The sequence below is a fragment of the Rugamonas apoptosis genome (genome assembly GCF_014042355.1).
GTDB lineage: Bacteria > Pseudomonadota > Gammaproteobacteria > Burkholderiales > Burkholderiaceae_D > Rugamonas > Rugamonas apoptosis.
Genome location: NZ_JACEZU010000012.1, coordinates 176,005 through 198,337 on the forward strand (window position 1 = coordinate 176,005; position 22,333 = coordinate 198,337).

Below are 22,333 nucleotides of genomic sequence, written 5' to 3' on the forward strand. Positions count from 1 at the left end.
TCGGTGGCCGACACAGTTTTTCTATAGTTGGAGTATTTACCATGTCTCTCGTATCCATGCGTCAATTGCTGGACCACGCCGCTGAAAACGGCTACGGTCTGCCCGCGTTCAACGTCAACAACCTGGAACAAGTGCAAGCCATCATGGCCGCCGCCGACGCCGTCGGCAGCCCCGTGATCATGCAAGCGTCGGCCGGCGCCCGCAAGTATGCCGGTGAAGCGTTCCTGCGCCACCTGATCGACGCCGCCGTCGAAGCCTACCCGCACATCCCCGTCGTCATGCACCAGGACCACGGCCAGTCGCCGGCCGTGTGCCAGGCCGCGATCCGCTCCGGCTTCACCTCGGTGATGATGGACGGTTCGCTGGAAGCGGACGGCAAGTCGGTCGCCTCCTATGAATACAACGTCGAAGTGTCGCGCGAAGTGGTCAAGTTCTCGCACGCCATCGGCGTCACGGTGGAAGCGGAACTGGGCGTGCTCGGTTCGCTCGAAACCATGAAGGGCGACAAGGAAGACGGCCACGGCGCCGACGGCACCATGACCCGCGAACAGCTGCTGACGGACGTGGCGCAAGCGGCCGACTTCGTGGCCCGCACCCAGTGCGACGCGCTGGCGATCGCCATCGGCACCTCGCACGGCGCCTACAAGTTCTCGCGCCAGCCCACCGGCGACATCCTGGCCATCGACCGCATCAAGGAAATCCACGCCCGCATCCCCAACACCCACCTGGTGATGCACGGTTCCTCGTCGGTGCCGCAAGACCTGCTGGCCATCATCCGCCAGTTCGGCGGCGACATGAAGGAAACCTACGGCGTGCCAGTCGAGGAAATCCAGGAAGGCATCCGTCACGGCGTGCGCAAGATCAACATCGACACCGACATCCGCCTGGCCATGACGGCCGCCGTGCGCAAGTTCATGTTCGAGAACCCATCCAAGTTCGACCCGCGCGACTTCCTCAAGCCAGCCCGTCAGGCGGCCATGGAGATCTGCAAGGCCCGTTTCCTGGCGTTCGGCTGCGAAGGCCAGGCCGCCAAGATCAAGCCGATCGCGCTGGAAAAAATGGCCGAGCGCTACGCCGCCGGCAGCCTGGCCCAGGTTGTGAAGTAAAATCCCATCCGGATCGGGCCGCAACGGCCCGGCCTTCCCAACCGGTGGCGGGCGCCCCCCGCCGCCGGTTCCGCTTACCAAGATATCGCCCGTTATGAACAGCCTCTACCAATCCTCCATCCAGTCCCTCCCTCTGTTGGGCCACGGCAAAGTCCGCGACAACTACGCCGTTGGCGATGACAAGATCCTGATCGTCACCACCGACCGCCTGTCGGCGTTCGACGTCGTGATGAACGAGCCCATCCCCGGCAAAGGCATGGTGCTGAACCAGATGAGCGACTTCTGGTTCGACAAGCTGGGCCACATCGTGCCCAACCACCTGACTGGCGTGGCGCCGGAATCGGTGGTGGCACCGTCGGAAGTGGAGCAGGTACGGGGCCGCGCCGTGGTGGCCAAGCGCCTGCAGCCCATCATGGTGGAAGCCGTGGTGCGCGGCTACATCATCGGTTCGGGCTGGAAGGATTACCAGGCCACGGGCAGCATTTGCGGCATCCAGCTGCCGGCCGGCCTGCGCCAGGCCGACAAGCTGCCTGAGCCCCTGTTCACCCCGGCCGCCAAGGCCGACCTGGGCGAGCATGACGAGAACATCAGCTTCGCCGAAATGGAAACCCGCATCGGCGCCGAGCTGGCCGAGAAGATCCGCAGCATCAGTATCGCCCTGTACACGGCCGCCGCCGAGTACGCGGCCACCCGCGGCATCATCATCGCCGACACCAAGTTTGAATTCGGCCTGGACAAGGATGGCGTGCTGCACCTGATGGACGAAGTGCTGACGGCCGATTCGTCGCGCTTCTGGCCGGCCGATTCCTACGCGCCCGACATGTCGCCACCATCGTTCGACAAGCAGTTCGTGCGCGACTACCTGGAGACGCTGACCGAGTGGAACAAGACCGCGCCTGCGCCCGCGCTGCCGGCCGACGTGATCAACAAGACCCAGGCCAAGTACCTGGAAGCCATCGAGCGCCTGACCGGCCAGCCGTTGAAGGTGTGATATGAGCGAGCAGAATCAAGCACTGGTGGGCGTGATCATGGGTTCGTCCTCCGACTGGGACGTGATGCAGCATGCCGTGGCCATCCTCAAGCAATTCGGCGTGCCGCATGAAGCGCAAGTGATTTCCGCGCACCGCATGCCGGACCAGATGTTCACCTACGCCGAGACGGCGCACGCGCGCGGCCTGCGCGCCATCATCGCCGGCGCCGGCGGCGCCGCCCACCTGCCTGGCATGGTGGCGGCCAAGACCATCGTGCCGGTGCTGGGCGTGCCGGTGCCGTCCAAGTATCTGCGCGGCGAGGATTCGCTGCTGTCCATCGTGCAGATGCCCAAGGGCGTGCCGGTGTCCACCTTCGCCATCGGCGAGGCGGGCGCCGCCAATGCGGCCCTGACGGCCGTGGCCATCCTGGCCGCCACCGACCCCGCGCTGGCTGACAAACTGGAAGCGTTCCGCGTCCAGCAGACGGCCGCCGCCCTAGCCATGACCTTGCCGTTAGCGTAATGAGTACAGTCGATTCTTCCCCCCTGTTGCCCGCGCCCGGCCATTGGCTGGGTGTGATGGGCGGCGGCCAGTTGGGCCGCATGTTCGCCCAGGCCGCCAACAGCCTGGGTTACCAGGTGGCCGTGCTGGAACCGGCGGCCGATTGCCCGGCTGGCCAGGTGGCCCAGCATCTGGTGCAGGCCGGCTATGCCGACGCGGCCGGCCTCGACGCGCTGGCCGCCCGCTGCCAGGCCGTCACCACCGAGTTCGAGAACGTGCCGGCCGACAGCCTGTCGCGCCTGGCCGAAAAAGTGTTTGTGGCGCCCAACGCGCAGGGCGTGTCGGTGGCCCAGGACCGCATCGCGGAAAAACGTTTCTTCGTCGCGTGCGCGCCCAAGTCGGGCGTGATGCCGGCGCCGCACAAGGTGATCGCCTCGTTCGAGGATGTGGACGCGATCGAGGATGCGCTGCTGCCCGGCATCCTGAAAACCGTGCGCATGGGTTACGACGGCAAGGGCCAGGTCCGCGTCAAGACCCGTGAGGACGTGCGCGCCGCGTTCGACGCCATGGGCCAGGTCACCTGCCTGCTGGAAAAGATGCTGCCGCTGGCCTACGAAGTGTCGGTGCTGACGGCGCGTGGCGCCGACGGCCAGTCCGTCGTGTATCCGATCGCCGAGAACGTGCACCGCGATGGCATCCTGTACACCACCACGGTGCCGGGACCGAACGTGTCGGCCGACTGCGCGCGCAAGGCGCAGGACGCGGCCCGTGCCATGGTGGCCGAGCTCGGTTACGTCGGCGTGCTGTGCATTGAGTTCTTCGTGCTCGACGACGGCACGCTGGTGGTCAACGAGATGGCGCCGCGCCCCCACAACAGCGGCCACTACACCATCGACGCCTGCGTCAGCAGCCAGTTCGAGCAGCAGGTGCGGGCCATGGCCGGCCTGCCGCTGGGCGAGGTGCGCCAGCATTCGCCGGCCGTGATGCTCAACATCCTGGGCGACCTGTGGTTCGAGGGCGATAGCGCCCAGCCGCGCGAACCGGCCTGGGACCGCGTGCTGGCGCTGCCCGGCGCCTGTTTGCACCTGTATGGCAAGGACGACCCGCGCCGTGGCCGCAAGATGGGCCATTTGACCCTGATCGGCGCCACGCTGGAGCAGGCGCAGCAACAACTGCACGCCGCTTGCGCCATCCTGGGCATCGCGCCGTGAGCGGGATGCAAGACTCGGGCGTGGCCGCCGACGCGGCCGCCATTAGCGCGGCCGCCACGCTGCTGGAGGCGGGCCGGCTGGTCGCGTTTCCCACCGAAACCGTGTACGGCCTGGGCGCCGACGCGGAAAACCCGCAAGCGGTGGCCGCCATTTACGCCGCCAAGGGCCGGCCCCAGGACCACCCGGTGATCGTGCACGTGGCGCCTGGCGCCGACCTCGATTACTGGACCAGCGACGTGCCGGAAGCGGCGCGCCAGCTGGCGGCCGCGTTCTGGCCCGGTCCGCTGACCCTGATCCTCAAGCGCGCCAGCCACATTCCCGACGCCGTCTCCGGCGGCCAGGACACGGTGGGCGTGCGCTGCCCGTCGCACCCGGTGGCGATCGCGCTGCTGCGCGCCTTCAAGGGCGGCAAGGGCGGGCTGGCCGCGCCGTCGGCCAACAAGTTCGGCAACGTCAGCCCCACCACGGCCCAGCACGTGCGCGACGAATTCGGCGCCGAGCCGTTGCTGGCGGCCGTGCTCGACGGCGGCCCCAGCGCAGTGGGCATCGAATCGACCATCGTCGACCTGTCGCGCCTGGCCACGCATGGCCCGGTGCTGCTGCGGCCTGGCCACATCAGCGCCCAGCAGATCGCCGACGTGATCGGCCAGATGCCGGGCCTGCCGGACCAGAGCGCGCCGCGCGCCTCCGGCACGCTGGAATCGCACTACGCGCCGCACACCCCGGTGGCCATGCTGGCGCCGGCGCAGTTGCCGGCCACGCTCGCCCGGCTGGAAGGGATGGGCCGCAAGGTGGCCCTGATCGTCTATTCGGCCACGGCCGGGGCCGGCCCCCGCGTGTGCTTGCCGGATGAGCCCGTTGGCTATGCCTATGGCTTGTACGCGGCGTTGCGTGAGTTGGACCAAAGTGGCGCCGATTTGATCCTGGTCGAAGCACCGCCACATGCGTTGCTTTGGTTGGGCGTAAATGATCGATTGCGGCGCGCAGCATTCGGATCTTCTGGTATTGTTGAGAGGTTCCTGCGCGCTTGATGACAAGCCCGTTGATTTTGTGATTTCGACATGAGCGGCCACGGCGCGCCTGACCAATTCAGGAGGCCGCCATGTGCACGTATCTGCCCATCTCCCATATCGCGCTCACTTGCGTGTCGCGTGCCGCTGTGGCGGCGCTGGCGTTGGCGGCCAGCTTGGCTGGCGCGGCCGACAACAGCCCGGGCATGGCGGCCCCGCCGTCTTCCGCATCCTCCGCATCCTCGGCATCCTCGGCATCCTCAGCATCCACAGCGGCGTCCGCGGCGTCCGCATTGCCGCCCGCGCCGCCTGCCGGGACGCTGCTCGACGGTCCCACCCTGGTCCCCATTCCACTCGGCGGCGGCGCCAGCGTGGAGACCCTGGAACCGGCCACCCTGGGCGCCGTCCTCAAGCGCGCCCAGGGCGGCGCGCTGATGGCCATCGCGGGCGAACCGCTGTGCAGCATCACCGTGTACCAGATGCGCTACACGACCGGCGGCGGCCGTGGCGAGGCGACCGACGCCGGCGGCGTGCTCATGCTGCCCGGTGGCGAGGATCAGCGCTGCATGGGGCCCCGTCCCGTGCTGCTGTACGCCCACGGCACCGTGCTCGACCGCAATTTCAGCATGGCTCGCCTGAACGGTGAGGCGCGGGTGGTGGCCGCCATGTTCGTGGCCCAGGGCTACATCGTGGTGGCGCCCGACTATGCCGGGTATGGCGTGTCGTCGCTACCGTACCACCCCTACCTGAACGCTGACCAGCAGGCCGGCGACATGATCGATGCGCTGCGTGCGGCGCGCACCGCCTTGCCCCGGCTGGGCGCGCGCACCTCGCAAAAACTGTTTGTGACCGGCTATTCGCAGGGCGGCTTCGTGGCCCTGGCCACCCAGCGCGCCATGCAGGACCGCTACCCCGACGAATTCCGGGTGACGGCCACGGCCGGCTTGTCCGGCCCCTACGCCTTGCTGCAAATGGCCGACGACATCTTCAGCGGCCGCCCCAACGTGGGCATCACGGCTTACTTACCACTGCTGACCACGGCCGGCCAGAAGTCCGGCGCCACGCTGTACACCTCGCCGGCTGAGCTGTACGAAGAACCGTATGCGGACGGCATCGAATCGGTGCTGCCGGCCACCCAGCGCATGGATGACCTGATCAAGCAAGGCAAGCTGCCGGCCGGCGCCCTGTTCGCGGGCGACCCGCCGCCGCAGGGCGAGGCCGCGCCTACCCATTTCGCCGACAGCAACCTGGTGCGCACCAGCTACCGCAAGGCGTACTTGCAGGATGTGGCGGCTCACCCGTGCGGCACCGACCTGGCCCAGCCGCTGGCCTGCCACAGCGCCAACCGCCTGCGCCAGTGGCTGCAAAAGAATGATTTGCGCAACTACCAGCCGCGCAGTCCGCTGCTGCTGTGCGGCGGCCAGCGCGACCCGGTGGTGCCGTTCGCCAACGCCAGCGCCGCCTACGATTATTTCGTCGCCCATGGTGTGGCGCCGCAGTTGCTGGACCTGGAGGCGGCCGGCCCCGACGCCTATCCGGACATCCACGCTGGATTCGCCCAGACGGTCGAGCGCATGCGCGCCGACGCGATCGCGCACGACCATGATCCGCGCAAGGCCGTGCTGGACAATTACCATGGCCGACTGGTGGCCCAATACTGCCTGATGGCGGCGCGGGAATTTTTCAGGATGTCAGCGCGTTAACTTTTCCTATCTGCTATCCTGAGTAGCTTGCCGGCCGACCATACGACCGCCCGGCCAATCCGACTCTTGCAAGGAAACGCCATGCGCCACCCGACCGTCCGTAGTTGTTTGCCCCGCGCTTGCGCACCGGCATTGATGCTGGCCTTGCTCACCGCCTGCGGCGGCGGCGGCGGCGGCAGTGGCCAGACCTCCGACGGCGGCGTGATCGTCACGCCGCCACCACCGACCACCTTGCGCGGCACCCTGATCGGCGGCGCGGCCCCGGTGCCGGTCGCCGTCAACGGCGCCAGCGTCACCACGCTGCAGCCGGCCGCCTTCACCCAGTTGCTGGAAGCGGCCCAGAAGGGCAGCAGCACCCTCACCGGCACGCCCACCTGCGCCGTCACCACCTTCACGCTGAAATACCACACGGTGGGCGGCGCCGGCGAGGACACGGACGCGGCCACCGCCATCATGGTGCCGTCCGGCACTGACAGCGCTTGCCAGGGCAACCGCCCGGTGCTGCTGTACGCGCACGGCACGTCCGTGCTCAAGCGCAATGACATGAGTGATTTGTCGGCCGCCGAACCACGGCTGGTGGCGGCCATGTACGCGGCCCAGGGGTACATCGTGGTGGCGCCCGATTACGCCGGTTATGCCGGCTCCTCGCTGTCCTACCACTCCTACCTGGATGCCAGCCAGCAGACGAGCGACATGGTCGATGGCCTGCGCGCCGCGCGCAAGGTGTTCGCCGTGATCGGCGCCCATCCGTCCAACAAGTTGTTGTTGACCGGTTATTCGCAGGGCGGCTACGTGGCGCTGGCCACCCAGCGCGCCATGCAGACCGGCTATCCCGGCGAGTTCACGGTGACGGCCGCCGCGCCCATGTCCGGCCCGTACGCGCTGACCCAGTTCGGCGACGCCATCTTCGGCGGCAAGCCCTCGCAGGGCTCGGCCGCCTTCCTGCCCATGCTGATCAACGCCGGCCAGCACGCCAACGCCGGCCTGTACGCGAGCACCAGCGACATCTACGAGGCGCCTTATGCGGCCGGCATCGCCGACCTGCTGCCTGGCACGGCCAGCCTGAGTGAGCTGGTGGCGGCGGGTGCGCTGCCGAACGATGTGCTGTTCGCCAAGGACTCCCTGCCGCAGGGCGACGGCTACGCCAGCTTCTTCGGCGCCGGCAACCTGGTCAAGACCAGCTATCGCGCCAGCTACCTGGCCGACATGAATAGCCACCCTTGCGGCGCGAACAGTGCCGACCCGCTCAACTGCATGCCCGTGCACACGCTGCGCAAGTGGCTGGTGAAAAATGATCTGCGTAGCTATGTGCCGGCCGTGCCCGTGCTGCTGTGCGGCGGCGCGCAAGATCCGGTGGTGCCGTTCCAGAACGCGAGTGCCACGGCCGACTATTTCACGGCCCACGGCATGACTTCATCCAGCCTGACCCTGCTGGACCTGGAGAGCGGCATCATCGTCGACAGTTACGGTTCCACCCGGCTCGCGTTCGAGGCCGCCAAGGGCTTGCTGCGCGCGGCGTCCGGCGACCAGGCCGTGCGCGACAGCTACCACGCGGGCCTGGTGGCGCCGTTCTGCATGCGCGCCACGCGCGATTTTTTCCAGAATAAGTAAAACAGGGGGGCAGTGCCAACCCTGATGCCACCGGCAGGAAGGCTCAGGCCAGGCTGTGGAACATCCCGCCGTGGAAAATCAGCGGCGGGCGCGGAATGAATTCGCAGTGTTCCACTTCGCCCACGAAAATCACGTGGTCGCCTTCCGGATAACGGCTGCGGTTGTGGCACTCAAACCACGCGCAGGCGCCCGTGAGGATCGGTTGTCCGGTGCGCGACAATTCATACGGCACCGTGTCCCATGGATAGTCGCCGCGGGTGGAAAACACTTTGGCCAGGTGGGCCTGGTCGGCCGCCAGCACGTTGATCACGTAATGGGAATTGCCGCTGAAGATGGGCATGCTGTTGGCGGCCGTGCCCAGGCTCCACAGCACCAGCGGTGGCGTCAGCGAGACGGAATTGAAGGAACTGGCCGTCAAGCCACGGAAGCTGCCATCGGCCAGCCGGGTCGTGATGACGGTGACGCCAGTGGCGAATTGGCCCAGCGCCTGGCGGAAGTGACCGGTGTCGAAGGTGGGCGCCGGGGCGCGCGGGGAACGAGTATTCATGGGAAGCCTGTGTCTTTCCGTCATTATGCCAAAGAATCACAGGGGCCTGTGCAATCAGGCCCTTTCCTGTAATAGGTGCGCGGCCCCGCCGTTTGCGTTACAGTTAGTCTCATCGAACAGCCGACGAGCAGGGGATGTCATGACGAGCAATACGGGGGCGGCGGCCGCGACGGAAACGGCGGTGCTGGGAGGAGGATGTTTCTGGTGCCTGGAAGCAGTGTACCAGGAGGTCGATGGCGTGCTGCACGTGGAGTCCGGCTACACGGGCGGCGCCCAGCCCGATCCCACCTACGAGCAAGTATGCGGCGGCGCCACGGGCCATGCGGAGGTGGTGAAACTGGAGTTCGACCCGGCCGTGATCGGTTACCGGGAGTTGCTGGAAATTTTCTTCACCATCCACGATCCCACCACGCCCAACCGCCAGGGCAACGACGTGGGCACCCAATACCGCTCCGTGATCTACTACCAGTCGCCCGAACAGGAGGCCACGGCGCGCCAGGTGATCGCGGCCATGGCCCATGTGTGGGACGCGCCCATCGTGACGGAATTGTCACCGGCCCAGCCTTACTTCAAGGCCGAGGACTATCACCAGGATTATTTCCGCCAGCACCCCTTGCAAGGCTATTGCGCCTTCGTGGTGGCGCCCAAGGTGGCCAAGTTCCGTAAAACCTTCGGCGAGCGCCGCAAATAATTCCTCTCACCGCGGAGCGCGCATGCAGGTAGTCATCGTCGACGATACCCACATCAACCTGGTGCTGATGTCGCGCCTGATCGACAAGCTCGATGGCGTCGATACCGTCACTTTCCAGTCGGCGCGCGAAGCGCTGGCCTGGTGCAACAGCCATCCCTACGACTTGCTGATCGTCGATTACATGATGCCGGACCTGAACGGCCTGGAACTGATCGCCGGCCTGGCCGCGCCCGCGGACCAACGCCCGCCCGTGCTGATGGTAACGGCCAGCGTGGACGTGGAGGTGCGGCACCGGGCGCTGGAAAATGGCGCCAGCGATTTCCTCATCAAGCCCATCGACAAAGTTGAATTCCTGGCCCGCACCCGCAACATGCTGGCGTTGCGGCGCGCCACCGTCAGCCTGCAGCACCGCGCCAGCTGGCTGGCCGAGGAAGTAAGCCAGGCCACGGCCGAACTGCGCGCGCGCGAGCAGGAAACCATCCTGCTGCTGTGCCGCGCGTCCGAATACCGCGACCCGGAAACGGGCGCCCACATCCAGCGCATGGCCCATTACTCCTGTCTGATCGCGGCCGAGCTGGGCTTGCCGCTGGAACAGCAGCAGGACATTTTGAACGCGGCCCCCATGCACGACGTGGGCAAGGTCGGCACGCCCGACCAGATCCTGCTCAAGCCGGGCCGGCTCACCCCGGAGGAAATGACCATCATGCGCCAGCACGCGGCCATCGGTTACCAGATCCTCAAGGATTGCCAGGCCCCCATGCTGCAATTGGCGGCCCAGATCGCCCTCAGCCACCACGAACGCTACGACGGCGGCGGCTACCCGCACGGCCTGGCCGGCGAAAACATTCCGCTGGTGGGCCGCATCGTGGCCGTGGCCGATGTGTTCGACGCGCTCACCAGCGTGCGCCCCTACAAGCAGGCATGGAGCATGGAGGCGGCGCGCCAGCATCTGCTCGACAACTGCGGCGGCCATTTCGATCCGCAATGCGTGCACGCGCTGTTGCGGCGCTGGCGCGAGGTGCAGGACATCCGCGCCCGCTACCAGGACGAGGGGAAGCCGGCCTGAGCCGGCGTCAACCATGCAATACGAACGCCTGGTCCAGCTGGTGCGGCGCGCGCTGAACGCGGCCGACGATGCGGAAATGCAGCAGCGCCTGGACGACCTGCGCGCCATCGGCGAAACCACGCTGGCCAACGGCTTGCTGGCGCTGATGGCCCAGGCCGAGCGGGCCGACCCCGGCATCGAACCGCGCCTGCGCGAACTGGAGGCGGAGAACGAACAACTGCGCCAGGCCAACGCCCTGCTGCGCAAGGAGAACCGCCAGCAGCGCGGCAACGTGGGCACCTGGCGCGACAAGCGCGCCGCGCGCCGCGCGCAAGCCATCGATGCGCAGCAGGAAGCGCAACAGGCCGGTGGCCAGCAGGCGTTGACGGAACAGATCCTGGACCAGTTGCCCATCCCCGTGTTCCTGAAGGACCGCGAAGGCCGCTTCCTGCGCTTCAACCGCCGCTTCGAGGAACTGACCCAGCGTTCGCGGGTGGAAATCGTGGGCCGCACCATCGACGATTTCGCTTCGCCGCGCTGGGCCGCGCTGACCCGCCAGGAAGACGCGTTGGCGTGGAGCAGCGGCCGCATGATTACCAGCGAACGCCGGCTGGCCGGCTTCGATCCGCCGGTCGACGTGCTGGTGAGCCGCAACGTGATCAGCAGCGGCGGCCACAGCTACATGCTGGGCTACTTCATCGACATCAGCGAACAGCGCGCCGCGCGCCAGGCCATGCAGCGGGCAGTGGAATCGGCCGAGGCGGCCAGCCGGGCCAAGAGCGAATTCCTGGCCAACATGAGCCATGAGATCCGCACCCCCATGAACGGCATCCTCGGCATGACGGAACTGCTGCTCGAGTCCGACCTCACGCCCGCGCAGCGGGCCGACCTGGCGCTGGTGCAGGGCTCGGCCCACGCGCTGCTGCACATCGTGGACGACATCCTGGATTTCTCCAAAATCGAGGCGGGCAAGCTCGACATCGAGGAAGTGCCGTTCGACGTGCGCCAGCTGGTGGCCGACACGGTGCGCGCCATGCGCTTGCGGGCGCGCCAGAAAGGGCTGGCGCTGGAGTGCGAACTGGCGCCGGAACTGCCGCGCATCGTCAAGGGCGATCCGGGCCGGCTGCGCCAGGTGCTGGTCAACCTGGTGGGCAACGCCATCAAGTTCACGGCCGCCGGCAGCGTGGTCGTGGCGCTGTCCGTGGTGCGCGAGCATGACGACCGCAGCGAGATCCGCTTCGCCGTGCGCGACACGGGCATCGGCGTGCCGCCGGAAAAACAGGCCATGATCTTCGACGCCTTCGCCCAGGTGGACGGCTCCACTTCGCGCCAATACGGTGGCACCGGCCTGGGGCTGGCCATCTGCCGCCGGCTGGTGATCCTGATGCAGGGCCAGCTGGACGTCGACAGCGTGCCGGGCGAGGGCAGCACCTTCAGTTTCACCGTGCCGCTCAAGCACACGGGCGTGGCGCTGGTGGCGCCCTTGCCGCCGCTGCGGCCGCAAGTGCCGCGCCCCGACCCGCTGGGCGCCGAACCCTTGCCGCCGCCCTTGGCCGGGTCGGAGCGCGACGGCTTGCGCGTGCTGCTGGCCGAGGACAATCCCGTCAACCAGCGGCTGGCCTTGCGGCTGCTGGAAAAGCTGGGCCACCGCGTGACCCTGGCCGACAACGGCCTGGCCGTGCTGGAACGCACGGCGCGCGAGCAGTACGACCTGATCCTGATGGACGTGCAGATGCCGGGCCTGGACGGGCTGGCCGCCACGCGCCAGTTGCGCCAGCGCGAGCTGGAGCGGGGCGGCCATGTGCCCATCATCGCCATGACGGCGCGCGCCATGGCGGGCGACCGCGAACGCTGCCTGGAAGCGGGCATGGACGATTACCTGGCCAAGCCGGTGGACAGCGCCGCGCTGGCCGACAAGCTGGCCCGCTACCGGCCGCAGCCGGTGCAACTGGTGCTGGACTGGCGCACGGCCTTGCTGCGCCTCGACGGCGACGCCGAGCTGTTGCGCGAACTGGCCACGTTGTTCCTCGACGATGGCCCCCAGTTGTGGCGCGAGTTGTCGGCGGCGCTGGCGGCCGGCGACATTGAGCGCAGCGCGCGCGCCGTGCACAGTTTGACAGGGGTGTTGGTCAATTTCGGCGCGGCACGGGCGCTGGCGGCGGCCGAGCAACTGTCGGCCAGCCTGCGGGCCGGCGGCGGCATGGCCCAGGCGCAGGCCGCCGCGGCCCGGCTGGAGCCAGCCCTGGCGCAAGTCTACGACGCGCTCAGGACGGTGACGGACGGCGGCGAACCGAGCGCTGGTTGAGCCGTGCCGGGCGCGGCATACATGTAGCGGCGCGACCATGGCAGGGCGCCGGCGGCGCGGCCCGCCTTGCCGCACACGATCTGGTACAGGCTGATCAGATCCTGTTCGAACGCATAGCTGCAACCGGCCAGGTAGACATGCCAGATCCGGAAGCGCTTGTCGCCGCCCAGCGCGCGCACCCGTTCCGCGCGCGCTTCGAAATTCTCGGTCCACAGCGCGCAAGTGCGGGCGTAGTGGCGGCGCAGGTTTTCCACGTCATACGCTTCCAGCTGGCCCTGCTGCATGGCTTTCAGCACCTGCCCCAGGTGCGCCAGTTCGCCGTGCGGGAACACGTATCTGTGGATGAATTCGCCGCCGCCATAGGGCGTTTCACCGTTGTCGGGATCGGTGCTGGTGATGCCATGGTTCATGGCCAGGCCATCGTCGGCCAGCAGCGCGCGGATGGCGGCGAAATAGGCGGGCAGGTGGCGCACCCCCACGTGTTCGAACATGCCGACGCTGGTGATCCGGTCGAACTCGCCGCGCACGTCGCGGTAATCCTGCAGCCGGATCTCGACCAGGTGCTCCAGCCCGGCCGCATGCACCCGCTCGCGTGCCAGCGCGCACTGGTTTTCCGACAGCGTGATGCCCACGCAGCGGGCGCCGTAGCGCTGGGCCGCGCGGATCACCAGCGCGCCCCAGCCGCAGCCGATGTCGAGCAGGCGCTGGCCGGGCTGCAGCGCGATCTTGGCCAGGATGTGGTCGATCTTCTTGAGCTGGGCCGTGGCCAGGTCTTCCTCGCCCGTTTCGAAATAGGCGCAGGAATAGACCATGTTCGGGTCCAGGAATTGCTGGTAGAAATCGTTGGAGACGTCGTAGTGGTAGCGGATCGCTTCGGCATCCTTGTTGCGGTCGTGGCGGATGCCGCGCACGATGCGGGCGAACTTGCCTTCCGCCTTGAGGGTGGTGCGGGCCAGCGCGTTGACGACGGCGATCATGTCGCGCGCCTTGCCCTTGACTTCGATCGCCCCTTCCACATAGGCCGTGCCCAGGTTGGACAGCGACGGCGTGAGCAGGTAGCGCGCGGCCGAGGGGCGCGGCACGCGTATCGTCACGCGCGGCGCGTCGGGCGAAAAATCGATGCGCTGCCCGTTCCACAATTCGATGCGCAAGGGCAGCGCGATTTGCTGGCGGATGCGGGCGATCCAGCTGCGCAGGCGGTTTTGCAGGAACACGGTAGCCTCCGGGTCAGGGACGGCAGGGCCGTTCCAGGTTCAGAAACGTCAGTCCAGCCATGCCGGTCCGTCACCAGCGCCACGCGCGTGCCCCCGCCCGGGCGGGGTCAGGGTTGCAGGCGCTGCTTCAGCCAGGTACCGTCAGGCTGGCGCACATACACGATGCGGTCGTGGAAGCGCGAGCGCCGGCCTTGCCAGAACTCGATGCGCTCGGGCACCAGACGGTAGCCGCCCCAGTAGTCGGGACGTTTGGGCTGCTCGCCTTGGGCCTGGGCCACGGCTTCATAGTTTTCCTCCATCTGCGCCCGGCTGCCGATGGGCGCGCTCTGCTTCGAGGCCAGCGCGGCCAACTGGCTCTTCACGGGCCGGCTGTAGAAGTACTTGTCGCTTTCCTCAGGCGAAGTTTTCTCCACCCGGCCTTCGATGCGCACCTGGCGCTCCACCTCGCTCCAGAAGAACAGCAGCGCCGCGTTGGGATTGACGGCCAACTGCTGGCCCTTCTGGCTGTCGTAATTCGTGTACCACGTGAAGCCACGTTCGTCGTACTGCTTGATCAACACGATACGCGACGTCGGTTTGCCTTCCGCATCCACCGTCGCCACGCTCATCGCGTTCGCTTCCGCCACCTGGGCGTTGAGCGCCTCGTCGAACCACTTCGAGAACTGGGCGATCGGGTTGGCCAGCACGTCCTCTTCGCTCAGGCTGGCCAGGCCGTAATCGAGCCGCAAATCGGCCAGCGTCTGCGCGCTGGTGGGCACGATGCCACGGCGGCGCTGCATGGCCTGGCCCAGCAACTCCATCTGTTCGTCCGTGAACAAACGCTTGGCCATGGGCGCGATCTGGGTTTCCTCGGTCAGCATGTGGGCCGCGTAGGCTTCGCTGAAGCGGTTCACATCGTCCACCGACAGGGGCGTACTGACACCATTGGCAATTTTATCAAGTTGTGATTTAAGTATAGTCCATTCCGCGTCCATACGCTCGTGATCCGCCAGGATACCGGGCACCACGGCCGCCAGCAGGGCGGCGTCGGCGCCGCGCGCGGTCGCTTGCAGCATGGGCATCAAGTCTTGCTCCTCATCGCCATGGTGCATGGGCGCGGCGGTATCGAAGTACTTCAGTACCGCTTCGGCTGCCTTCTGGGCGGCCGTGTCGGCGCCATGCTGGGGCAGGTGGCCCAGCAGGTTCTGCAGCGTTTGCAGTTGCTTGCGGATGCGATCGTGGCAGTGTTTGAGGACAGCGATCGGCTGGTTGAAATCGGGCGCGGTATCGATCAGGGAGTTGCTCATGGATGGTCTCGGAAAAAGCGCGTGGAAGGAGGGCGGCAGGAGTTGACTGGCTGCCAACTAAAGCATTCTAAAATAATTTTGCCAGCGCGTCCGTTAAAATGGCGGGATGAACAGTACCGATATCAATAGCATGCCAATTATTGGCGACGAGGTCGATTTCGAGCGCCGCTTTGGCGGCATCGCGCGGCTGTACGGGGCCGCCGCGCTGGAACGTTTCCGCAGTGCCCACATCTGCGTGATCGGCGTGGGCGGGGTGGGCTCGTGGGCGGTCGAAGCGCTGGCCCGCAGCGCCATCGGCCGGCTCACGCTGATCGACCTGGACAACGTGGCCGAGTCCAACATCAACCGCCAGATCCAGGCCTTGACGGGCACCGTCGGCCAGGCCAAGGTGACGGCGCTGGCCGAGCGCATCGCCCAGATCAATCCCTACTGCCAGGTGCGCCAGGTGGAGGATTTCATCACGCCGGACAACCTGGACCAGATGATAGGCGGCCAGGGCTACGACTATGTGCTCGATGCCATCGACAGCGCCAAGGCCAAGGCGGCCCTGCTGGCCTATTGCCGCGCGCATGGTATCCCGCTGATGATGATCGGCAGCGCCGGCGGCCAGACCGACCCGACCCAGATCCAGGTGCGCGACCTGGCCCGCACGGAACAGGAACCGCTGCTCAAGCGCGTGCGCAAGCTGATGCGCAACCAGTACGGCTTCCCGCGCGGCACCAAGAACAAGTTCAACGTGGACGCCGTATTCTCGATGGAACCGCTCAAGTTTCCCGAGTCGGGTGAGACGTGCGCCGTGGATGGCGACGACCGCGGCGGCGTGACGGGCTTGAACTGCGCCGGTTTCGGCTCGGCCATGGTGGTCACGGCCAGCTTTGGCATGGTGGCCGCCAGCCATATGTTGCGCAAGCTGGCCGACAGTGTGGCCGTGGCGCCGGAAGTGGCGACTGATTTGACGTCCGCGGCGGCGCCTGAGGTTGTGGGCGTGGCGGGGGGCGAGGTGGCCCCGGAAGCGGCGGGCCAGCCGGCCGCCACGCCGGACGTGCGCAGCACGCCCGCCACCGCAGCCTGACCGGCGCTTTCCGCGCCGGCCCGCGCGCTCAGTGCCGCCGGGCGCGCAGCACGCGGTACACGCCGTCCGGCGTTCCTGAACGCATCAGCGCCACCTGGGCGTGCTGCCATATCACCGGCGTGGTGATCAGCGCTTCCGGCGCGGGCGCGTGGCGCGTCAGCGTCACGTGCGGACGGAAGGGACCGTGGCTGTCGGCCGTGAACCCGGCCCGCGCCAGCGCGCCGGTCAATTGTTCCTGCAAGGCCAGCAGCGCCGGCGGCGGGGCGCGCATGCCGGCCCAGGCGATGCGCTGGCCGCTGAAGTAGCCCAGCATATCGAATTCCAGTCGCAGCGGCGGCACCGACAGTTCATCCAGGATCGCCATCAGCGGCGCCACGGCGGCGGCCGGCTGCCAGCCCAGGAAGGCCAGCGTCAGATGCAGATTGGCCGTCACCACGGGGCGGCCCCGCACCAGCGTCTGCCAGGGGGCGAGCGCATCCCGCTCGGCCGGCTCGGGCCAGAGCGCAAAAAACAACTTCTGTGGTCCGTGATCGTCGTGCATAAAAGGCAGGTTTTGCTATGATGATGCCGCTCCACCTTGGTGCCCCGGCAAGCCGGAGCGGCAAGCCGGGGCGGCCAAGTTCAACTCTGACCGAAAGAATACAACATGATGCGTCGTTTCATTACCCTCGCTTTCTGCGGCGCCAGCGTCGCCATGGCCGCCATGCCGGCCCAGGCCCAGGACCAGGCTGCCGGCATGCCTGCCGCCAGTGCACCGGCCGCCAGCGTGCCTGCCGCCGACACGCCGGCCACTGCGCCAGCCGCCGCCGTGGTGCCGGGATCGGCCAGCCCAGGCCCGTTGGCCGAACAGCTCATCGTCACCGACGCCAAGCTAGGCCACGGCAAGGAAGCCATGGCCGGCTCCACCGTCCGGGTCCATTACACGGGCTGGCTGTACCGTCCGCTGGCACGTAATTTCCGCGGCAAGAAGTTCGACTCCTCGCGCGACCCTGGCCGCGAACCGCTGGAATTCCCGCTGGGCGCAGGCAAGGTCATCAAGGGCTGGGACCAGGGCGTGCAAGGCATGAAAGTGGGCGGCAAGCGCACCCTGATCATCCCCGCCGACCTGGCTTACGGTTCGCGCGGCGCGCCCGGTGGCGACATCCCACCGAATTCCGCGCTGCTGTTCGAAGTCGAACTGATGGACGTGAAATAAGGCGGAGCCAGCACCAGCCGCTCCCGCATGCAATAAAAAGCGGTAGACTATTGATTCGAATTCCACCCGCGGAGAACAACAAATGAAGATCGCCAACGACGTCACCGAATTGATCGGCAACACCCCGCTGGTACGCCTGAACCGCCTGGGCGCCGGCGCCGGCGCGCAGATCCTGGCCAAGCTGGAATATGCCAACCCGGCCCACAGCGTGAAAGACCGCATCGGCCTGGCCATGATCGAGGCGGCCGAGACGGCTGGCCAGATCCGGCCCGACACCATCATCGTCGAACCGACCAGCGGCAATACCGGTATCGCGCTGGCCATGGTGTGCGCCGCGCGCGGCTATCGCTGCACGCTGGTCATGCCCGACACCATGAGCCGCGAGCGGCGCATGCTGTTGCGTGCCTACGGCGCCGAACTGGTGCTCACGCCGGGCGCCGAAGGCATGCTGGGCGCCATCCGCAAGGCCGAGGAAATGTGCGCGGCCGACCCGCGCTGCCTGATGCCGCAGCAATTTAACAACCCCGCCAATCCCGCCGTGCACCGCCGCACGACGGCCGAGGAAATCTGGCGCGATACGGAGGGCCGGATCGACATCCTGGTGGCTGGCGTGGGCACGGGCGGCACCATCACCGGCGTGGGCGAAGTGATCAAGGCCCGCAAGCCTGGCTTCCAGTGCATCGCCGTGGAGCCGGAAGCGTCGCCCATGCTGTCCAAGGGCACCAAGGGCCCGCACCCGATCCAGGGCATCGGCGCCGGCTTCGTGCCGGGCGTGTTGAACACCAAGGTCTATGACGAAGTGGTGTGCGTCAGCAATGACAACGCCTTCGCCACGGCGCGCGAGGCGGCACGGCAGGAAGGGTTGCTGGTGGGGATATCGTCCGGCGCGGCGCTGTGGGCGGCCATACAGGTGGCCCAGCGGCCGGAAAACGCGGGCAAGATGATCGTCACCATCGTGCCGTCGTTCGGCGAACGCTACCTGAGCACGCCGCTGTACGCCAACCTGGCGGACTGAGAACGGACGCGGCGCCGCACGGGCGCCGCTGCTTACAACAACGGCCGGCTTGCATGCCGGCCGTTGTATTTAATGCCGGTGATCGTGATCGTGGCCATGTTCATGGCCGTGCTCATGACCGTGTTCGTGATCGTGATCGTGTTTGTGGTCATGGTCGTGGTCATGGTCGTGGTCATGCGGATGATCGCCGGCATGGCTGTCCACTATGCCCTGATCGTGCAGGCTGCAGGCGTGGACGGTGGTGCCCTGTTCGATTTGCAGCGTGCAGTGGTGGATCGCATAGTCCTGCTTGAGCTGGTTGGTGATGGCGTCCATCGCCACGTCGCCCGGATAGCCGGCCGGCATCACCAGGTGGACCGTCAGGGCCGTCTCGGTAGTGCTCATGGCCCAGATGTGCAGGTCGTGGATACCGCTCACCCCGTCGCGCCCGCGCAGGAACTGCTCCACTTCGCCATGGTTCACGCCATCGGGCACGGCCGCCATCATCATGCGCAGCGACATCTTCAGCAGCGACCATGTGCTCCACGCGATGATGGCCACGATGGAAATACTGACCAGCGGATCGAGCCAGGTCCAGCCCGTGTACATCACGGCCAGGCCGGCCAGCAGCACGCCCAGCGAGATGGCCGCGTCGGCCGCCATGTGCAGGTAGGCGCCACGGATGTTGATGTCGTCCTTGCTGCCGGCCATGAACAGCCAAGCCGAGAAACCGTTGATGGCGATGCCCACCGCCGCCACCACCGACACCGTCAGGCCCGCCACTGGCGACGGATGCAGCAATTGCTGGATCGCCTCCCAGGCGATGGCGCCGCAGGCCAGCATCAGCAACATGGAATTGAACAGCGCCGCCAGCATGGAACTGCTGCGCATGCCGTAGGTATAGCGCCCGTCCGGCAAGCGCTTGGCCAGGATGGCCGCCACCCAGGCCAGCATCAGGCCCAGCACGTCCGACAGGTTGTGGCCGGCGTCGGCCATCAGCGCCGTGGAATTGGCGATGAAGCCGTAGATGAATTCGATCGCCGTGAACGCGCTGTTGAGCACGATGGCGATGGCGAACGCGCGGGCGTGGGTGGTCGGGTCGCCGTGGTGGTGATGGTGGCCGTGACCGTGGCCATGATCGTGGCCGCACGCCGCGCCTTTGGCGGCGGGCGCGTGGCCGTGCGGATGGTCGTGCTGAGCATGGTCATGCCCGTGGTGGTCGTGGTGGCGGCTCATGCTTCATTTCCCGAAGTAGGTTCGGCGATATGTTCCAGCATATCGCACAGGACGTCGCTGATGTGGCCATCGGCGGCGGTGTAGAACACTTGTTTGCCATGCCGTTCCGACTTGACGATGCGGGCCGCGCGCAGCAGGCGCAAGTGGTGGCTCACCAGCGAGCCGCTCAGGTGCAGCGAAGCGGCGATGGCGCTCACGGCCACCGGCGTGGTCAGGCAGGCCAGCACGATGCGCAAGCGGGTTGGATCGCCCAGCAAGTGGAACAGGTCGGCCAGTTGCGCGATGGCGGGATCGGATTCGGCGTAGGATTTCATGGCTAACATATGAATAGGTGTTCATATGTTAGCAGAAAACGACGTGTAGTGGCAGCCGCCATCAGGACGGCGGGGTACCGCGCCTTACTTTTGCATTTCCGCCTGCACCAGGTTGCGGGTCTTGGGGTCGAGCTTTTGGACGGCCTTGGCCAGTTTTTCGCCGTTCTGGATGGCCAGCAGTTGTTCGGCCGTCAGGCTCTTGGCTTGCAGCACGGGCGCCGGTGGCGGCACGGGTTTGAAGAACAGGGCCTGGCCACCCAGCACCAGCAAGGCGCTGAGCACGGACACGGCCGCCGCCGCGCCCAGCAAGCGCCATTCTCGCGGGGAGAAACCACCCTCCATGGGCGCGCCGGATGCGGGCACGGCTAAGGTAGGGGCTGAGGTTGAGCCTGATTGTGCAGGCGCAGCGGACGGTGTGCCCGCTGCTTCGGCCGCGCTACGGCCGGCAGCCGTCACCGCTGGCGCGACGGGCGCATTCGGCAAACCACCGGCCGCGCGCGCGTGCTGCGCCAGGTCGCGCGAGGCCGCCTCGATCAGCGCCACATGGCGTTCCACGGTCTCCTCCAGCACCGCTTCGTTCAGGGCCACCAGCGCGAAGATGGGATCGTCGATGTCGATCCGCACGCCGGTCTTGTCGAATACGAGGCTGCGCAGCTTGTGCTGGTCCATGGGCCTTACCACTGCACTTTGTCGAGTTGTTCAAACAGGTCGCGGAACACGACCTTGATGCGCTGCTTCTCCATCACGTTGAACTTGTCGCTTTCCTTGACTTCATTGGCCGTCAGGCGCGCCGTGTTCATCTTCTTGATGTCGGCGCCGAAGGTGTCGGCGTTGCGCTGGGTGAGCACCACCCGGCCCTTGACCCGCGCCGCGTTGTCGGCATAGGTCTGCGATTCCGTGAACTGCTTGCCGGACGCCGATTGCAGCAGGCCGAAGTGTTCGTTCTCCCACAGCACCAGCGGCACATTGGTCGACTTGGCGGTCGACACGAAACCCATGGCCGTGTCGTGCAGCGTGTCGCCGCCACCGACGATGGTGTGGATGTAGACCTTGCGGCCCGATTCCTCCAGCAGCGAGAAGCAATCGTTCTCGATCAGGTAGCCCATCAGCGGCGAGAAGGTGTTGGCGCCGTTGTCAACCACGCAGTTGCCATCCTCCTCCAGGATGTCGATCATCAGGGCGTCGAAACGCTTGGGGTCGATGTTGCGGCTATCCGTCATCACCGGCACATGCTTGACCTCCATCGCCTTGTAGCGCGAGAAGGTGGCGTTTTCCTGGTCGGTGTCGTAGCAGCGCAGCGGCGCTTCATCCTTGCCCGCGATCCATTGGGCCAGGATGGTCGACACCAGCGTCTTGCCGATGCCGCCCTTGCCCTGGAGAATGAAATGTACCGTGTTTTGCATCGAAATACTCCCTGAGTCTGTGATTCCGTCGGACGTGCGGGGGCCGAGGGCCCGCCGCACAGCGTCGAGGGTAATTGTTTTGGGAGCGGATGGCAACCGGCCGGGCCGGCGCGGCGGCAATTCAGTCGATAAAGCGCAGCAGGCCGCGCAGCGCGTGGATCACGGTCTGTTCGCGCACGGCCTGGCGGTCGCCGGGGAACACCAGGCGTTCCGTGTGCACCTGGTTGCCGTCGGACCAGCCGAAGCACACCGTGCCCACCGGCTTGCCCGGCACGGCCCCGGTGGGACCGGCGATGCCCGTCACGGACACGGCCACATGGGCGTTGCTGCCGGCCAGCGCGCCATTGGCCATGGCGGCCGCCACTTCCTCGCTCACGCTGCCCAGCTGCGCCATCAGCGCGGCCGACACGTCCAGCATTTCCGTCTTGGAAGCGTTGGAATAGGTGACGAAGCCGCAGTCGAACCAGCCGGTGGAACCGGCGATCTCCGTGATGGCCTGGGCGATGCCGCCCCCCGTGCACGATTCGGCCGTGGCCAGCAGCCAGCCTTTGCGCTGCAATGCCTGGCCTACATTGGTGGCCAGTTCGATGATGGTGGGGGTGGTCACGATATGCTCCTTCGCAGCAGAGTCTGTCGGATGGGCGACGGTCTCCTCGTCACAGCCTGAGTTCACTTTACCATGCCGCCAGGGCCGGTGCCAGTACCTGGCCGGGCGGCCGCCACCGTCTTTGCGGTCGTCCTGTTCAATCGGCAATATTACGAAAAAAGCTCCCCAAGCCCGATGAAAATGCGTACACTCGAAAACGCACTGCGCGCGTTCCACGCCCTTGGATCCGCGCCGCACGACTGTTCATTTGCAAGCCGCGCGCCGCGCGCGGACCTGGCCGACGGCGCCCACCGCAAGGGCAGCCGGCGCGC

The 22,333-nt window shown here is 66.9% G+C and carries 23 protein-coding genes; 13 read left to right on the top strand and 10 right to left on the bottom strand.

Annotated features, from left to right (window positions below):
* The first annotated feature begins 41 nt into the window (after positions 1 to 41).
* The 5 genes from fba (at position 42) to H3H39_RS22245 (ending at position 4,820) form a co-directional block, all read left to right on the top strand.
* On the top strand, positions 42 to 1,106 hold the full coding sequence (fba, locus tag H3H39_RS22225) for a class II fructose-bisphosphate aldolase (RefSeq protein ID WP_182156561.1): 1,065 nt from the start codon (positions 42 to 44) through the stop codon (positions 1,104 to 1,106).
* A 94-nt stretch (positions 1,107 to 1,200) separates the two neighbouring features.
* Positions 1,201 to 2,097 (top strand): phosphoribosylaminoimidazolesuccinocarboxamide synthase, encoded by an 897-nt coding sequence (locus tag H3H39_RS22230; RefSeq protein WP_182156562.1) that lies wholly within the window; start codon positions 1,201 to 1,203, stop codon positions 2,095 to 2,097.
* 1 nt (position 2,098) lies between these two features.
* Entirely contained in the window at positions 2,099 to 2,599 is a 501-nt protein-coding gene (gene purE, locus H3H39_RS22235) for a 5-(carboxyamino)imidazole ribonucleotide mutase (RefSeq protein WP_182156563.1), read from the top strand.
* The gene (locus H3H39_RS22240; protein ID WP_182156564.1) at positions 2,599 to 3,789 is read left to right on the top strand and encodes a 5-(carboxyamino)imidazole ribonucleotide synthase; all 1,191 of its coding nucleotides are present in this window, start codon (positions 2,599 to 2,601) and stop codon (positions 3,787 to 3,789) included. Before purE ends, H3H39_RS22240 begins: the two co-directional genes overlap by 1 nt.
* Before the next feature lie 5 nt (positions 3,790 to 3,794).
* Positions 3,795 to 4,820, top strand: a complete 1,026-nt coding sequence (locus H3H39_RS22245) for an L-threonylcarbamoyladenylate synthase (protein WP_182156618.1) — start codon at positions 3,795 to 3,797, stop codon at positions 4,818 to 4,820.
* Positions 4,821 to 4,878: 58 nt separating this feature from the next.
* On the opposite strand, the gene H3H39_RS22250 is transcribed toward H3H39_RS22245, so the two are convergent.
* Positions 4,879 to 5,070 (bottom strand): hypothetical protein, encoded by a 192-nt coding sequence (locus H3H39_RS22250; protein ID WP_182156565.1) that lies wholly within the window; start codon positions 5,068 to 5,070, stop codon positions 4,879 to 4,881.
* A gap of 22 nt (positions 5,071 to 5,092) precedes the next feature.
* Here H3H39_RS22250 and H3H39_RS22255 point away from each other — a divergent pair, with 22 nt between their 5' ends.
* Positions 5,093 to 6,502 carry an alpha/beta hydrolase family protein gene (locus H3H39_RS22255; protein WP_182156566.1) on the top strand — a complete coding sequence of 470 codons (1,410 nt, stop codon included), beginning with the start codon at positions 5,093 to 5,095 and terminating at the stop codon, positions 6,500 to 6,502.
* 81 nt (positions 6,503 to 6,583) lie between these two features.
* The gene (locus tag H3H39_RS22260; protein WP_182156567.1) at positions 6,584 to 8,113 is read left to right on the top strand and encodes an alpha/beta hydrolase; all 1,530 of its coding nucleotides are present in this window, start codon (positions 6,584 to 6,586) and stop codon (positions 8,111 to 8,113) included.
* Positions 8,114 to 8,156: 43 nt separating this feature from the next.
* Here the strand turns inward: H3H39_RS22260 and H3H39_RS22265 are convergent, their stop codons facing one another.
* Positions 8,157 to 8,660, bottom strand: a complete 504-nt coding sequence (locus tag H3H39_RS22265; protein WP_182156568.1) for a flavin reductase family protein — start codon at positions 8,658 to 8,660, stop codon at positions 8,157 to 8,159.
* 139 nt (positions 8,661 to 8,799) lie between these two features.
* Here H3H39_RS22265 and msrA point away from each other — a divergent pair, with 139 nt between their 5' ends.
* Genes msrA through H3H39_RS22280 form a run of 3 tightly spaced genes read left to right on the top strand, consistent with a single transcriptional unit; the run spans position 8,800 to position 12,701 of the window.
* A complete protein-coding gene (gene msrA, locus H3H39_RS22270; RefSeq protein ID WP_182156569.1) occupies positions 8,800 to 9,351 on the top strand; it encodes a peptide-methionine (S)-S-oxide reductase MsrA in 552 nt (183 codons plus the stop codon).
* A 22-nt stretch (positions 9,352 to 9,373) separates the two neighbouring features.
* Positions 9,374 to 10,417, top strand: coding sequence for an HD domain-containing phosphohydrolase (locus H3H39_RS22275; protein ID WP_182156570.1), 1,044 nt, complete (start codon positions 9,374 to 9,376; stop codon positions 10,415 to 10,417).
* Between the two features lie 13 nt (positions 10,418 to 10,430).
* A complete protein-coding gene (locus H3H39_RS22280; protein WP_229218184.1) occupies positions 10,431 to 12,701 on the top strand; it encodes an ATP-binding protein in 2,271 nt (756 codons plus the stop codon).
* Here the strand turns inward: H3H39_RS22280 and H3H39_RS22285 are convergent.
* On the bottom strand, positions 12,650 to 13,915 hold the full coding sequence (locus H3H39_RS22285) for a class I SAM-dependent methyltransferase (protein WP_182156571.1): 1,266 nt from the start codon (positions 13,913 to 13,915) through the stop codon (positions 12,650 to 12,652). The genes H3H39_RS22280 and H3H39_RS22285 overlap by 52 nt on opposite strands.
* A 107-nt stretch (positions 13,916 to 14,022) precedes the next feature.
* On the bottom strand, positions 14,023 to 15,201 hold the full coding sequence (gene pdxH, locus H3H39_RS22290) for a pyridoxamine 5'-phosphate oxidase (protein ID WP_182156572.1): 1,179 nt from the start codon (positions 15,199 to 15,201) through the stop codon (positions 14,023 to 14,025).
* Between the two features lie 130 nt (positions 15,202 to 15,331).
* Between pdxH and tcdA the strand changes: the two genes are divergently transcribed.
* Positions 15,332 to 16,273 (top strand): tRNA cyclic N6-threonylcarbamoyladenosine(37) synthase TcdA, encoded by a 942-nt coding sequence (tcdA, locus tag H3H39_RS22295; protein WP_229218185.1) that lies wholly within the window; start codon positions 15,332 to 15,334, stop codon positions 16,271 to 16,273.
* A gap of 28 nt (positions 16,274 to 16,301) precedes the next feature.
* Here tcdA and thpR read toward each other — a convergent pair whose 3' ends face one another.
* Entirely contained in the window at positions 16,302 to 16,787 is a 486-nt protein-coding gene (gene thpR, locus H3H39_RS22300) for an RNA 2',3'-cyclic phosphodiesterase (protein ID WP_182156574.1), read from the bottom strand.
* Between the two features lie 132 nt (positions 16,788 to 16,919).
* Between thpR and H3H39_RS22305 the strand changes: the two genes are divergently transcribed.
* On the top strand, positions 16,920 to 17,468 hold the full coding sequence (locus H3H39_RS22305; RefSeq protein WP_229218186.1) for an FKBP-type peptidyl-prolyl cis-trans isomerase: 549 nt from the start codon (positions 16,920 to 16,922) through the stop codon (positions 17,466 to 17,468).
* A gap of 82 nt (positions 17,469 to 17,550) precedes the next feature.
* Complete coding sequence (gene cysK / locus H3H39_RS22310) at positions 17,551 to 18,483, top strand: cysteine synthase A (RefSeq protein ID WP_182156575.1); 933 nt, start codon at positions 17,551 to 17,553, stop codon at positions 18,481 to 18,483.
* Positions 18,484 to 18,552: 69 nt separating this feature from the next.
* Here cysK and H3H39_RS22315 read toward each other — a convergent pair whose 3' ends face one another.
* The 5 genes from H3H39_RS22315 to H3H39_RS22335 all read right to left on the bottom strand — a co-directional run bounded on the left by H3H39_RS22315 (position 18,553) and on the right by H3H39_RS22335 (position 22,022).
* Positions 18,553 to 19,698, bottom strand: a complete 1,146-nt coding sequence (locus H3H39_RS22315) for a cation diffusion facilitator family transporter (protein WP_182156576.1) — start codon at positions 19,696 to 19,698, stop codon at positions 18,553 to 18,555.
* A complete protein-coding gene (locus tag H3H39_RS22320) occupies positions 19,695 to 20,012 on the bottom strand; it encodes an ArsR/SmtB family transcription factor (protein ID WP_182156577.1) in 318 nt (105 codons plus the stop codon). Before H3H39_RS22320 ends, H3H39_RS22315 begins: the two co-directional genes overlap by 4 nt.
* 84 nt (positions 20,013 to 20,096) lie before the next feature.
* Positions 20,097 to 20,681 (bottom strand): hypothetical protein, encoded by a 585-nt coding sequence (locus H3H39_RS22325; protein ID WP_182156578.1) that lies wholly within the window; start codon positions 20,679 to 20,681, stop codon positions 20,097 to 20,099.
* Positions 20,682 to 20,686: 5 nt separating this feature from the next.
* Positions 20,687 to 21,415 (bottom strand): P-loop NTPase family protein, encoded by a 729-nt coding sequence (locus H3H39_RS22330; protein ID WP_182156579.1) that lies wholly within the window; start codon positions 21,413 to 21,415, stop codon positions 20,687 to 20,689.
* 121 nt (positions 21,416 to 21,536) lie between these two features.
* Positions 21,537 to 22,022, bottom strand: coding sequence for a CinA family protein (locus tag H3H39_RS22335; protein ID WP_182156580.1), 486 nt, complete (start codon positions 22,020 to 22,022; stop codon positions 21,537 to 21,539).
* Positions 22,023 to 22,333: the final 311 nt, after the last annotated feature.

Excerpts from the sequence above, each read along its gene's own strand:
- fba (WP_182156561.1), top strand. The coding sequence starts at position 42 with ATGTCTCTCGTATCCATGCGTCAATTGCTGGACCACGCCGCTGAAAAC.
- H3H39_RS22230 (WP_182156562.1), top strand. The coding sequence starts at position 1,201 with ATGAACAGCCTCTACCAATCCTCCATCCAGTCCCTCCCTCTGTTGGGC.
- purE (WP_182156563.1), top strand. The coding sequence starts at position 2,099 with ATGAGCGAGCAGAATCAAGCACTGGTGGGCGTGATCATGGGTTCGTCC.
- H3H39_RS22240 (WP_182156564.1), top strand. The coding sequence starts at position 2,599 with ATGAGTACAGTCGATTCTTCCCCCCTGTTGCCCGCGCCCGGCCATTGG.
- H3H39_RS22245 (WP_182156618.1), top strand. The coding sequence starts at position 3,795 with ATGCAAGACTCGGGCGTGGCCGCCGACGCGGCCGCCATTAGCGCGGCC.
- H3H39_RS22260 (WP_182156567.1), top strand. The coding sequence starts at position 6,584 with ATGCGCCACCCGACCGTCCGTAGTTGTTTGCCCCGCGCTTGCGCACCG.
- H3H39_RS22265 (WP_182156568.1), bottom strand. The coding sequence starts at position 8,660 with ATGAATACTCGTTCCCCGCGCGCCCCGGCGCCCACCTTCGACACCGGT.
- msrA (WP_182156569.1), top strand. The coding sequence starts at position 8,800 with ATGACGAGCAATACGGGGGCGGCGGCCGCGACGGAAACGGCGGTGCTG.
- H3H39_RS22275 (WP_182156570.1), top strand. The coding sequence starts at position 9,374 with ATGCAGGTAGTCATCGTCGACGATACCCACATCAACCTGGTGCTGATG.
- H3H39_RS22280 (WP_229218184.1), top strand. The coding sequence starts at position 10,431 with ATGCAATACGAACGCCTGGTCCAGCTGGTGCGGCGCGCGCTGAACGCG.
- pdxH (WP_182156572.1), bottom strand. The coding sequence starts at position 15,201 with ATGAGCAACTCCCTGATCGATACCGCGCCCGATTTCAACCAGCCGATC.
- tcdA (WP_229218185.1), top strand. The coding sequence starts at position 15,332 with ATGCCAATTATTGGCGACGAGGTCGATTTCGAGCGCCGCTTTGGCGGC.
- H3H39_RS22305 (WP_229218186.1), top strand. The coding sequence starts at position 16,920 with ATGATGCGTCGTTTCATTACCCTCGCTTTCTGCGGCGCCAGCGTCGCC.
- cysK (WP_182156575.1), top strand. The coding sequence starts at position 17,551 with ATGAAGATCGCCAACGACGTCACCGAATTGATCGGCAACACCCCGCTG.
- H3H39_RS22315 (WP_182156576.1), bottom strand. The coding sequence starts at position 19,698 with ATGAGCCGCCACCACGACCACCACGGGCATGACCATGCTCAGCACGAC.
- H3H39_RS22320 (WP_182156577.1), bottom strand. The coding sequence starts at position 20,012 with ATGAAATCCTACGCCGAATCCGATCCCGCCATCGCGCAACTGGCCGAC.
- H3H39_RS22325 (WP_182156578.1), bottom strand. The coding sequence starts at position 20,681 with ATGGACCAGCACAAGCTGCGCAGCCTCGTATTCGACAAGACCGGCGTG.
- H3H39_RS22330 (WP_182156579.1), bottom strand. The coding sequence starts at position 21,415 with ATGCAAAACACGGTACATTTCATTCTCCAGGGCAAGGGCGGCATCGGC.